8 protein-coding genes are annotated in these 12,704 nt (G+C 45.4%); 5 read left to right on the top strand and 3 right to left on the bottom strand.

The window, feature by feature from the left end:
- Positions 1–40: 40 nt before the first annotated feature.
- Both ACOJUN_RS23685 and ACOJUN_RS23680 read right to left on the bottom strand, forming a co-directional pair.
- Entirely contained in the window at positions 41–523 is a 483-nt protein-coding gene (locus tag ACOJUN_RS23685; protein ID WP_422134301.1) for an RDD family protein, read from the bottom strand.
- Between the two features lie 153 nt (positions 524–676).
- Positions 677–1,210 (bottom strand): methylated-DNA--[protein]-cysteine S-methyltransferase, encoded by a 534-nt coding sequence (locus ACOJUN_RS23680; RefSeq protein WP_422134300.1) that lies wholly within the window; start codon positions 1,208–1,210, stop codon positions 677–679.
- 1,040 nt (positions 1,211–2,250) lie between these two features.
- Here ACOJUN_RS23680 and ltrA point away from each other — a divergent pair.
- The 3 genes from ltrA (at position 2,251) to ACOJUN_RS23665 (ending at position 4,394) form a co-directional block, all read left to right on the top strand.
- On the top strand, positions 2,251–3,558 hold the full coding sequence (gene ltrA, locus ACOJUN_RS23675; RefSeq protein ID WP_422134299.1) for a group II intron reverse transcriptase/maturase: 1,308 nt from the start codon (positions 2,251–2,253) through the stop codon (positions 3,556–3,558).
- 285 nt (positions 3,559–3,843) lie between these two features.
- On the top strand, positions 3,844–4,065 hold the full coding sequence (locus ACOJUN_RS23670) for a DUF433 domain-containing protein (RefSeq protein ID WP_422134298.1): 222 nt from the start codon (positions 3,844–3,846) through the stop codon (positions 4,063–4,065).
- The gene (locus ACOJUN_RS23665; RefSeq protein WP_422134297.1) at positions 4,065–4,394 is read left to right on the top strand and encodes a DUF5615 family PIN-like protein; all 330 of its coding nucleotides are present in this window, start codon (positions 4,065–4,067) and stop codon (positions 4,392–4,394) included. Before ACOJUN_RS23670 ends, ACOJUN_RS23665 begins: the two co-directional genes overlap by 1 nt.
- A gap of 300 nt (positions 4,395–4,694) precedes the next feature.
- Here the strand turns inward: ACOJUN_RS23665 and yghU are convergent, their stop codons facing one another.
- Positions 4,695–5,534, bottom strand: coding sequence for a glutathione-dependent disulfide-bond oxidoreductase (gene yghU / locus ACOJUN_RS23660; protein WP_422134296.1), 840 nt, complete (start codon positions 5,532–5,534; stop codon positions 4,695–4,697).
- Between the two features lie 196 nt (positions 5,535–5,730).
- Between yghU and ACOJUN_RS23655 the strand changes: the two genes are divergently transcribed.
- On the top strand, positions 5,731–9,087 hold the full coding sequence (locus tag ACOJUN_RS23655; RefSeq protein WP_422134295.1) for a hypothetical protein: 3,357 nt from the start codon (positions 5,731–5,733) through the stop codon (positions 9,085–9,087).
- A gap of 227 nt (positions 9,088–9,314) precedes the next feature.
- Complete coding sequence (locus tag ACOJUN_RS23650; protein ID WP_422134294.1) at positions 9,315–12,665, top strand: hypothetical protein; 3,351 nt, start codon at positions 9,315–9,317, stop codon at positions 12,663–12,665.
- Positions 12,666–12,704: the final 39 nt, after the last annotated feature.

The following is a 12,704-nucleotide window of genomic DNA, read 5'->3' as shown; positions in this document are numbered from 1 at the left end:
CATTGAGCTAACATAGGCTGACTGCCTGTGATTTATCCGGTCAGGACTTTTGTTTAGGAATATACAGCGTTCTGGATCGGGACAAGCGATCTTGCCAGCTGAGATGTTCCCGATCCCAGAGACACCAGAAGACTCCCAGTCCGCAGAGTAACAGGGCAGGGATAGCGGTCAGTGTGCGAATCAGACATTGGCCGATAGAGATATAACCTCCTTCCCGATCCACAATCTGAATATTCCAGGCCTGCATGCCCAGTGTCTGGCCACGACGAGTCCAGAAAAAGGCAAAGAAGCTGAAAATACTCAGAAAAAGCGCAGCGTAAAAGAAAGGTCCGCCAATGGATTGTCCGTTCTCTGTCATGGCCTTGAGTTCTTCAGCGCCATATACCTTCATCTGAATGCCCAGGTTGATAAAACCCACCAGAAACATAATGGCCAAAACCAGAAAACTGTCGTAGATCATGGCAGCCAGTCGCCGCCAAACGGGTGCGGGTTGAGCCTGCTTCTTTTGAGATGTGCCTGACATAAAAACTCCTGTAACAGGCTGCGGAGTTTATCAGTTTCTATCTTGTTGGGCAGCTATGGCATGACAGGATTCAACCAGCGCCAATTAAGTTGCGGGTGTGTTATTGATCATAAGGGCTTTATATTGAGTTGGAGGTTTTGTGCATCTTGCCTGTTAATCAAACAGTGAACCCTGTTGATCCGGTAAGCCACCTTCGAGATCTAGTAGCTTTTGTTTAGCCGGTTTACCGCCGGCATAACCTTGAAGTTCACCGTTGCTGGCAATAACCCGGTGGCAGGGAATCAGTATTGAAATGCCGTTTGCACCATTGGCATTGGCTACGGCTCTCAGGGCGTTCCTGTCTCCCATGGATTCTGCCAGTCCGGCATAGGTGGTGGTCTCTCCATAGGGGATATCCATAAGGGCTTGCCAAACCTGCTTTTGAAAGGCAGTGCCAACCAGAAGCAGAGGCACTGAAAAGCTATTCCGCTCTTTACAAAAATACGCTTCCAACTGCTGTCGGGTGAGTGCCATCACTTCGTTGTCCTGCTCGACATACTCTGCTTTGAGCCCATTTCTGACACGCGCGTCAACTTGCAATCTTTTCTTTCGATAGCGCCAGTCACAGAGGCAGAGCTGCTGGTCATAGGTGCCCAGCATCAGCTCACCAACGGGGGATTTGTAGTATTGGATGTTGATGGTGTTCATGGTGAAGGTTTATAACATATTTTGAGCTGAGGTTGTTTGGTTGAGGTGGAAAATATGTCACTGGCTTGCTCCTATGCTTCGCACTGGAGTATATACATCCCGATAAGCGGACCCCGAAACTCAAGACAAAGTGCTGGTTTCCAGGTCTGGAACCAAAGGGCCTGAAGGCGAGGAAACCAGGATTTTTTGGTAGCCTCCATACCATGGGAACAAGCTAAAAAACTGGGTGCATAATATTCGCCAAGAAAATTAATTCCCTGGAAGTTACTGCTAGCAGCCTGTCGGACTTAAGCGTCCGTAGCGAGGATTGCAAGAAATTGAGGATAAAAATCTCTGTTTCTGAGGAGAATAGCGAGCTATTTGACGAAGAAACAGAGATTTTTAGACCAATTTATTGCAACCGCAGTAGGACAGTCTTAAGTCCGACAGGCTGCTAGGAGCCTGACCGAGAATAGCGCCCGTAGCGAGGACGGCAGAAAATTGAGGATGAAAATTCGGTTTTGTGAGGATTGCGCCTTGCAAGCGCGTAAAATCTTGTGACCTGAAATGGTCATCGCGGTAAAGCTGTGGTCGGCAGCCGTGTACCGAGTCTTGCGTGGTAGAAGGTAACGACTACTGCGAAGCGTAGACAGGGTGATAACAGGCCGTAACGTCTGCTAAGGGATAATTAGCCCCGAAATTGAACGTGGTTGAAGTAGCTGACCTTCTTTCTCAATGGGGAAAGCGGAAGTCGGGAGCTCCGCTAATGACAAGGCATCCCGACTGCTTCCGGGGTTCGTACCCACGGCATGTTATCGAATGATTTTACGTGAACAAGGGAGATCCTGAACGTTCAGGCGGAGCCTGTAGGGTCCGACGAGCCTGTAAAGCAAGAACGACTTGATGACGTTCAGGAAGTCAGACCAGCTGATAGTACTCCGAGGCGGGGAGAGCCCGTCACATGGGGAAGCGGCTGGCGGTATTTGAGCCTTTCCAGGGAAACATGGGCTCCACATCTGAGGGAGTTACGGTCTTTTACGCAGTGAGAAGGTAAACCAGCCATGGCAACGGGACTGGAGAGGGTAGCAGCGAAAGCCCGGAGTTATCCGAAACTTCGCTTTACAAGTCTGGTACATCATATTACCCCGGCGAGCCTGTGTATGAATCTGAACAAGATTCCACACAACACATCGCCCGGAGTCGATGGGCTGACTGTCGAAGAGACAAAGAAAGACTTTAAGCGGTGGTTGGAACAGACACTGACGTCTATCCATCGGCAAGGCTACAAGGCACCGCCGGTCAAAAGGGCATGGATACCCAAGCCGGGAAAAAAGGAAAAGCGCCCTCTGGGTGTTCCCTGCATCAATGACCGGGCTTTGCAGCGAAGTGTTGCTGATGTGCTGAATGCTATTTATGAGCAGGACTTTTTGCCCTGTTCCATGGGTGGCAGGCCACGACTGGGAGCGCACCATGCCCTGTCCACTTTTAACGAGGTGGTTTCAGGCCGAAAGGTCAGCTGGGTGCTGGAAGCGGACTTGAAGAACTTCTTTGGGAGTCTTGACCATGGATGGCTGCTTCGTTTTGTGGAACACCGGGTCGGTGATCCCAGAATCCTGAACCTTATACGGCGCTGGTTGAAAGCCGGGGTGATGGAGGCCGGGGAGTTGCAAGAGTGTGAAGAAGGTACGCCTCAGGGTGGGCCGATCAGCGTAGTTCTGAGCAACCTGTACCTGCATTATGTACTTGACCTCTGGTTCGAGTGCATGGTCAAGCCTCGGCTAAAAGGCGAGGCATGGCTGATCAGGTACATTGATGACTTTGTGGTGTGTTTTCAGTATCGCAGTGATGCGGAGCGGTTCATGAATGTGCTGCCACAGCGACTGGAGAAGTTTGCGTTGAAACTGGAGCGGGATAAAACCCGGTTAGTCAGGTTCGGACGTTTTGCCAGTCGTGGGGGAAGACGACCGGAAACGGTTTACTTCCTTGGCTTTACGCACTACTGCACAAGGAATCTGAAAGGAAACTTCATGGTGGGAAGGAGAACGGAAAAATCCCGCCTAAGACGCAGCATAGCCAAACTGAAGGAACTGCTGAGACGAATACGCCATGAACCGCTGCACGAACAAGTGACAGCGATCAATCGACGGTTGAGAGGGCATTATGCGTATTACGGTCTGGGAGGAAACTTCCGAAGTATGGAGAAGCTTTACCGGTTTGTTGACCGCTACTGGTACAAGATGCTGTGTAGCCGATGCCGGAAAGGCAAGATTCCATGGGAAAAGTACCATAACCTCAAGCAGCTTCTGCCGCTACAGAAACCGAGGATAATGCTGCCTTTTATGGCAATGAAATCCATGGCTGTGCTGTGAGTCAAATATCGAAGAGCCCGGTGCGGGAAATCCGCACGCCGGGATCTGAGGGGGTTGGAGCTACAATTGGTAGCTCCTTCTACCCGGTGAATAGCGAGCTATTTGACGAACAAAAGCGGATTTTCAGACCAATTTGCTGCCGCCGCAGTAGGGCAGACTATTCTCGGTCAGGCTCCTAGAATGTTGAGGCTGTGTAGATGTGCAGAATTGTGTTTTAAATATATAGAGGAAATACACGCTACTGGCCCGTTGTAGAATGTTTACGGGCTTATTCGGGAGTGAATTATGATTAAAGAAGATTATTTAAAGCATATTGAAGTTGATCAGGCAAAACGTTTTGGAAAACCTTGTATAAAAGGGACCCGAATAACGGTTACAGACATACTGGAAATGCTGGCAAGTGGTATGACGCAAGCAGAAATACTTGATGAACACCCTAATCTTCTGGCTGAACATATTAAGGCTGCATTGCTCTACGCAGCCAATCAACTATCTGGTGCCGCCTGATGCTATTGTTGGATGAAACCCTTTCACCAAAACTTGTTGCCAGAATCAATGATACATACCCCGGAAGCTTGCATATTTTGGATTCAAAGCTGGATAACTCACCTGATATTGAAATCTGGTGTTATGCAAAAAAACAGCAGTTAACCATTGTCACCAAAGACAAAGATTTTCTTCGCTATGCAATTCAGTATGGCCATCCACCAAAATTGGTTTATCTGACAACAGGAAATGCAAAACTGGCTGTTATAGAAGCCATTCTTTTAGAAAATGAAGCGATCATAAAATCATTTGCCACATTGGACAAAGAAGGTGTCTTGAAAATGGGCTAGTGATACAAAAGTTTAGCCACTACCTTACAGGTAAATTATCATGCTACATAGATTCTGCTTCAGCTCCCACTTCAGAGCGACGCATTGTAGGTCTGTCGTGCGCAGGACTGACTTTGTCATGCCACAGGTCATATCCACCTGAAGCAGAATCTTTGACTGCACTTTTTACCCCCCCCATATCTTCTCTATCTTTTGGCCCGTATCCAAGCTCCTGTCTGAGAGTGCATTTGGGACTAAGAGAGTGAAAATTATAAGACCGGCCTCAACTTGCTGAATTTATTAATTACAAACAGCTCTCAATTATTTGAAGTCAGTCTTATCATGTCGTTCAGGCAACTGTTCCTCGGGTTCTCCCCAGGTTCTGTTGACCATCTTGCCGCGTTTAACTGCGGGTCGTGAAGCCATCTGTTCTGCCCAGCGTTTAACGTTTTTATAAGAGTCCACGCTCAAAAACTCTGCCGCGTTGTACAGTTGACCCAAGACCAAAGCACCGTACCAGGGCCAGATAGCGATATCGGCGATGGAGTATTCATTGCCTGCGATATAATTGTTTTTCGCCAGTTGCTTATCCAGTACATCCAGCTGGCGTTTTACTTCCATGGTGTAACGATTAATCGGGTATTCAAATTTCTCGGGTGCATAGGTATAAAAATGGCCAAAGCCTCCACCTAAAAAGGGTGCACTGCCCATCTGCCAGAATAACCAGGACATGATTTCTGCACGACCCTCTTTTTGCGGCAAAAATTCGCCAAACTTTTCTGCCAGGTGAACCAGAATGGCACCGGATTCAAAAATACGAACCGGCTTCTCGCCACTGTTATCGATCAATGCCGGAATCTTCGAATTGGGGTTGATATCGACAAACCCGCTACCGAATTGCTCCCCTTCCATGATCTTGATTGGATAAGCATCATATTCGGCTTTATCAATGCCTTTCTCTAACAACTCTTCGAACATGATGGTGACTTTTACTCCGTTGGGAGTGGCTAGTGAGTAAAGCTGGAAACGATGCTCTCCCCTGGGCAGTTCTTTATCGTGTGTTTTACCAGATACCGGACGATTGATATTGGCAAATTGACCCCCGGATTCATCGTCCCAGGTCCAGACCGCCGGAGGGGTGTATTTGTCTTGTTCGCTCATGTTCTAAATCCTCAGATTAGTGGACCCATACTAGCTTTGAATGCTTTTCTTGAACAGACAGTGCAGCGGATAAGGCTATTTTACAGAGTGAGCAGGGGTTATACCGCAATTTGTCGGTTGCTGCCCGGGAATTGGAATTTTTTTTCGTTCTCATTGTCAAAAGGTAAAAAGGACATTTTGATAAGGGTGCGCATATATGGATGTAACAGGCAAAAATACCAATACCATGACCGGATCTGGCCTAATTTCCAAAGCCAGTGATAGTGAAGGAATAGGGAATTATAAATCGCTCTCAGTAAGATCCACTGAAGGCAACGAGAGACTCTTCAATCCTGGCAATGTTGTATCTGGCAACACCGGAGTATCTGGAACCGGATTTCAACGCATTGACAGCTCGTTTAATCTTACCGACTGTAATGTCAGTCATCCCAAGCCTTGCAGCCCGAAAACCATCGGTATAGAAGGTGGGGCAGAAGACAACCACAAAATAGCACCCGGTTCTGGCCATGGTCAGGTAGAGCAAAAAAAGTTGCTGGAATTACTTACTTCAGAAAATGTTAACGAACAATGTGTAAAAGAAGAATTAGAGAAACTTGTCCAACAATTTGATAAATTACATGTCGGTATCAGTTTAATGGATGAAGTCAATGAGCTGAAAAAAGAGATTAAGAAATATATTGATACGGGTACTTGCAGCTACATAGGGAAAGAATTTGAAACTATAAATGATGCTCAATCAAGAAAAAAAATAGCGGATAAAATTAAAAAAATAGTACGGGATATCGCTATTTGGTCGGGGGTCGAAAAAGACAATCTGAAAGTGCTCACCTATATTATTGAACAAGGGGTTCCTATCGAAAGAAAAGCTGGCTGTATTGATCTTGATCCTGAGTCTACTGTATACCTCGCTTTTGACACGATGAGAAAGCTGGTAGATAACTGCAAGCCAGACTTTCCAGATCTGTTATTTGTCAAGGGTATTTTTGCTGATGCTGATCCTCGCTTTGACGTTCTTTCCGAGGAGATTTTAACTTCCAGATACATTAAAGATGAATTATTTCAGCAGGCAATCGCACAATCAATACCAACGGTTTCATTTAGAAGGTTAATGATTTTTTTTAACTACCTTCGTCGTAAATGTAATGCCAGAGACATGATTAAAGACCTTAATAGGCATAGTTTCGAAAATCACCGCATTACCAATTGTCACAGGATGGAAAGATACAGTAAAAGCATAATAATGGTATTTGTTCTTGAAGCCATGGCTCAACAATCACAAAAAGAAGCAAAGGAAGAAGTCTGTAATCTTATTGGATCATTTTATCAGGATGAGCAGCAGATGATTGCAATGATTGCACTTTTGGGAGGACTGCACCAATGCTCCGAACTATTGACTGAAATGGGTATTACCGTCTCCAGGCAGGCGTTTAAAAAAGCCTCGGTTAATCTTGAAAATTCTCCTTTTCTTATGGCTAAAGAGGCGGGTCTGACGAATGAACGACTGTTTGCCAATACAGTGAATCGAATAGCTCCGTTTTTATGGTCCTTGCCCAATAAATTCGGGCTATATCTGCACCAGGAACACTGGCTTTTAGATAAAAAATCGCTGTCGTTTATTCATCTTGTCATGGATCAATTGTCGATTTGTCAGGAGGGGAGTTATGAATCGAAAAATGGTTTAGCGCCGAAGCATGGAGCAGCATTGGTTCCGGGAGATGTAAGCCTGTGGGCAGCAAAAATTTTTAAGGGAATGAGTGATGCTACTTTGACAAACAGTGCAGGTCTTTTACAGGAAGATGCCCGCTATAGTGAGACATGGAACATCTTAATCAGCCAGGTTAAATGCTGCAATGGTCTGGCCCGTTCCGATGATTTCAAGAAATTCATGGACTGGCTTTTGATGGATGGTTTGTCATGGGTACGGGGGGAATCGAAATACCGTGAGAAAGAGGCACCCTTTACAACCAGACTGAAAAGTTACCGACCGGACTTGTGGCCGGACCCGGGTAATGAGGATTCGACAACATCACCGGCATTATGTGATCAACTTGAAACATATAGCAATCGTGTCACTAACTTACATTTTAACTTCATTGAATCATTTCTACGGCTTGCCCCTCCAGGCCATCGAATTTATGTTCTAAATAACTGGTTAAACAATCCTGATTGCGCAAAGCAGCGGGAAACCCTGTTTTGCAGATCTGTTCATCCCCTCAATACTATGGGAAGTCCTAACATTTGGCAGTTGCTGTTATCACTGGATAAAGATTATCAGCCACAGGGAAATCAGTTTGAACATGATTGGCAAAAACTGGACAATCCACAGCAATGGACAGCGCCCCCTCCGATAACATCGTTAATAGGCAAGTCTATCGAGGTGTATGGGCGTACGCTCGTCATTCAGCGAACGGACGGTGACTGGGATTATCTGAAATTTCTCAGTGATACGGAAAAGCCTGAAGAACTGGCAAAAGAGGGTAATAAAATCAGCCTGATGGCAACCATAGCCAGCCAGCATGGCTTGAAAAGTTCAATTCCCGATGTGGTCGGCAGATATCGCTGGGAAAATGTGCAGACTGGTCTGACGACATTAATACCTCCCACCATAAAGACCAAACTGGAGGAAAAGTGTCGCTACATTGATGACAAGACAGGTTATTGTCTTCATCTGAAATCGTCAAAAGATGCGCCTTATCATTTATACCCTTATGTTCTTGATCCAGTAACAAAGGCGGATCAGATTTTCGAGGGACTCTATAAGTATGCACACGATTGCGGCGTTTTATTCAGTTGCGGATTATATGCTCCTGCGGTAACAGCGGCAGATCATGATTCTGTGACGAACCGAAAGCACCATGTGCTTTCGTCTTATGTGAATGCCTCTAGCGAGGGGAGGATGCTCCAGTGGAAAAAAGCCTCAGAACATCCCAATGTGGGTCCCGTAGGCATGCGGGACTCCGGTGATACGAAAAGTATGCATGAGCTGGGTGAAGATTATTTTTTCTCCAGCAGGTGTCAGAAATTTCTTGATTTTGAAAAATCAGAGGATCGGGCCAAGGTGGCCTTTTCTGAACTGGCAAAAAATGCCCAGGGGCTGGTATTGCAGTATGCTCTCTGTTTTCAAAAACAGTTCGACTCTGGCAATAGAGAGTCCACACTCAATCATGAGCATAAAATAAAGGTAATGCTGGCTACCCTGTTTCACAAGGCGTTTCCCCGATTCACAGAAGAGTGCACGGTTCAGGCCATGGACGAAGATGGGTTGCTGTCCCAGGCTGTTAGAGAGATTGTCTACTGGTGTAGTCATGACGCCAGATTCGTTAACGATATCAAACATAACGTTATACCGAAATCGACCTACCCAGACTGTCCAGAAACGACCAATATCTTTGATTATTGCACATTGGAACCTCGTGAGCTGGTCCCCGGTGTTGGTTTTGTTACACGGGATAACCAGCCAAACCTTGGCGTTTCTTTTGGTGTCAATCCATTGGTTACGCTGAATGCAGTGATTGTAAAGCTACTGGCCAGGGGCGCTCTGACCTCCCTGTGAGTTTAATCTTTTCAGGATAAACTCACCACTGGATTAATGAGTGCTGATATCGTAGCCCCATACCAGCTTTGAAGGCTTTTCTTGAACAGAGAGTGAAGCGGATAAGGCTATTTCACAGAGGAAACCGGGGTTATACCGCAATTGTCGGTTGTGGCCCGGGAATTGGAATTTTTTTTCGTTCTCATTGTCAAAAGGTACAAAGGACATTTTGATAAGGGTGCGCATATATGGATGTAACAGGCAAAAATACCAATACCATGACTGGAGCTGGCCTAATTTCCGAAGCCAGTGATAGTGAAGGAATAGGGAATTATAAATCGCTGACAGTAAGATCCACTGAAGGCAAAGAGAGACGCTTCAATCCTGCCAATGTTGTATCTGGCAACACCGGAGTATCTGGGCCCCGATTTCAACGCATTGACAACTCACCTGATCTTACCGACTACAGTGTCAGTCATTCCACAGTTTACAGTCCGAAAAACATCGATATAGAAGTTGGGGCCGAAGGCAACCAGAAAGTAGCCCCCAGCTCTGGTCATGGTCAGCTAGAGCAAGCAAAGTTGCTGGAATTACTGACTTCAGAACATGATAAAGAAGAATGTGTAAAAGACGAATTTGAGAAACTTTTCCAACAATTTGATAAATTACATGTCAATATCAGTCTAATGGATAAAGTTAATGAGCTGAAAAGAGAGGTTAAAGAATACTTTGATAATGATACTTACATCGTTGGCAGGTATAAATTTGAAATTACAAGCGGTATTGAATCAAGGAAAAAAATAGCAGTTGATGTTCAAACAATAGCACGGGATATTGCTACATGGGCCGGGGTCGAAAAAAACAATCTGAAAGTACTTACCTATATTATTGAGCAAGGGTTCCCCATCAATCCTCTATCCAGCTGTCTTGATTTTAACCTTGAAACTACCGTATACCTCCCTTTTGATACGATGAGAAAGCTGGTCGATAACTGCGAAGATCATTGCCCGGACCTGTTATTTGTCAAGGGTGCTTTTGCTGATCCGGACTCTCGCTTTGACCTTCTTTCAGAGGAGATTCTAAATTCCCGATCCATTGATGGTATGTTATTTCAGGAAGTAATTGCACAATCAATACCAAAGGTTTCATTGGCCAGATTAATGATTTTCTTTAATTACCTCCGTCGTGGATGCAATAGCAGAAACATAATCAGAGACTTGAATGAACATCAATTTCGATACCACCGATTTACTACTAGAAGAGAGATTCACAGATACAAAAAAAACATAATAATGGTGTTTGTTATTGAAGCTATTGCACAACGATCACAAAAAGAAGCCCGCAAACTTATTGTTTCATTTTCTCAGGAAGAACAGAAGCCGATTGCAATGATTGCTGTTTTAGGAGGACTTTACCAATGCTCCGAGTTATTGACTGAAATGGGTGTTACCGTCTCCAGGCAGGCGTTTAAAGACGTATCGGTTAATCTTAATAAATCTCCTTTTCTTATGGCCAAAGAGGCTGGTTTGACCAATGAGCGCTTGTTTGTCAATACAGTCAATCGAATAGCTCCGTTTTTATGGACCTTGCCCGACCAATTCGGAATGCAGATGCACGAGGAACACCTGTATTCAGAGAAGGATGAGCTGCCATTTATCCATCTTGTCATGGAACAAATGTCCATTTGCCATAAGGGGAGTTATGGATCGGAAAATGGGTTATGGGCGTATCATGGGAAATCTTTGGATCTGAGAGATGTAAGCTTGTGGGCAGCAAAAATCTTTAAGGGAATTAATGATACTATTTTGGCAAACAGTGCAGGTCTTTTACAGGAAGATGTCCAGTATAGTCAGACATGGAACACCCTTATCAGCCAGGTCAAATGCTGCAATGGCCTCACCCATCCTGATGATTTCAGGAAATTCATGGACTGGCTTTTGCTGGATGGCCTGTCATGGGTTCGATCGGAATTGCGCTACCGTGAGGCTGAGGCAAAGTTTACAACCAGGCTGAAAAGTTACCGTCCGGACCTGTGGCCGGACCCGGGCAATGAGGCTTCGGCAACACCACCAAGATCATATGCATATACTCAACTTGTAACGTACACCACTGGCGTCACTAACTTACATTTTGACATCATTGAATCATTTCTGCGGCTTGCTCCTCCAGGCCATCGAATCCATGTGCTAAATAACTGGTTAAACAATCCTGATTGTGCAAAACAGCGGGAAGCCTTGTTTTGCAGAACTGCTTACCCCCTCAATGTTGTGGGAAGTCCTAACATTTGGCAGTTACTGTTATCACTGGATAAAGATTATCAGCCACAGGAAAATCAGTATGATAATGATTGGCAAAAACTGGACAATCCGCAGCAGTGGTCAGACCCTCCCCCGACAGCATCGTTGATGGGTCAATCTATCGAGGTGTGCGGGCGAACGCTGGTCATTCAGCGAACGGATGGTGGCTGGGATTATCTGAAATTTCTCAGCGATACAGAAAAACCGGAAGAACTGGCAAAAGAGGGTAATAAAATCAGCCTGATGGCAACCATAGCCAGCCAGCATGGCTTGAAAAGCTCAATTCCTGAAGTGGTCGGCAGATATCGCTGGGAAAATGTGCAGACTGACCTGACGACATTAATATCTCCCACCATAAAGGCAAAACTGGAGGAAAAGTGTCGCTACATTGATGACAAGACAGGTTATTGTCTTCATCTGAAATCAACCAAAGATGCGCCTTATCATTTATACCCTTATTTGCTTGATCCAGTAACAAAGGCGGATCAGATTTTCGAGGGACTCTATAAGTATGCCCATGATTGCGGTGTTTTATTCAGTTGCGGATTATATACCCCAGAGGTAATGGCGGCTGACCATGATTCAGTGACGAACCGGAAGCACCATGTTCTTTCCTCTTATGTCGATGCCTCCAGCGAGGGGAGGATGCTTCAGTGGAAAAAAGCGTCAGAACATCCCAATGTGGGTCCAGTGGGTATGCGGGATTCCGGTGATACGAAAAGTATGCATGAGCTGGGTGAAGATTATTTTTTTTCCAGCAGATGTCAGAAATTTCTTGATTTTGAAAAGTCAGAGGATCGGGCCAAGGTGGCCTTTTCTGAACTGGCAAAAAATGCCCAAGGGCTGGTATTGCAATATGCTCTCTGTTTTCAAAATCAGTTCGACTCTGGCAATAGGGAGTCCACACTTAATCATGAGCATAAAATAAAGGCGATTCTTGTTACTCTGTTTCAGAAGGCGTTTCCCCGATTCACAGAAGAGTGTGCGGCTCAGGCAATGGATGAAGATGGGCTGCTGTCACAGGCTGTCAGAGAGGTTATCTACTGGTGCGGTTATGACGGCAGATTTGTTAACGACATTAAACATAATGTTATACCGAAGTTGACCTACCCAGACTGTCCTGAAACGACCAATATCTTTGATTTCTTCATATTTGAACCTCGTGAGCTGGTTCCCGGTGTTGGTTTTGTTACGCGGGATAACCAGCCAAACCTTGGCATTTCTTTTGGTGTCAATCCATTGGTTACGCTGAATGCAGTGATTGTAAAGCTACTGGTCAGGGGCGCTCTGACCTCTCTGTGAGTTAATCTTTCAGGATAAACTTACCACCGGATTAATGAG

The sequence above is a fragment of the Endozoicomonas sp. ALD040 genome, assembly GCF_049275945.1.
Taxonomy (GTDB): domain Bacteria; phylum Pseudomonadota; class Gammaproteobacteria; order Pseudomonadales; family Endozoicomonadaceae; genus Endozoicomonas_A.
Note: the sequence above shows the minus strand (reverse complement) of the source record. Positions and strands in the feature narration are given on the sequence as shown.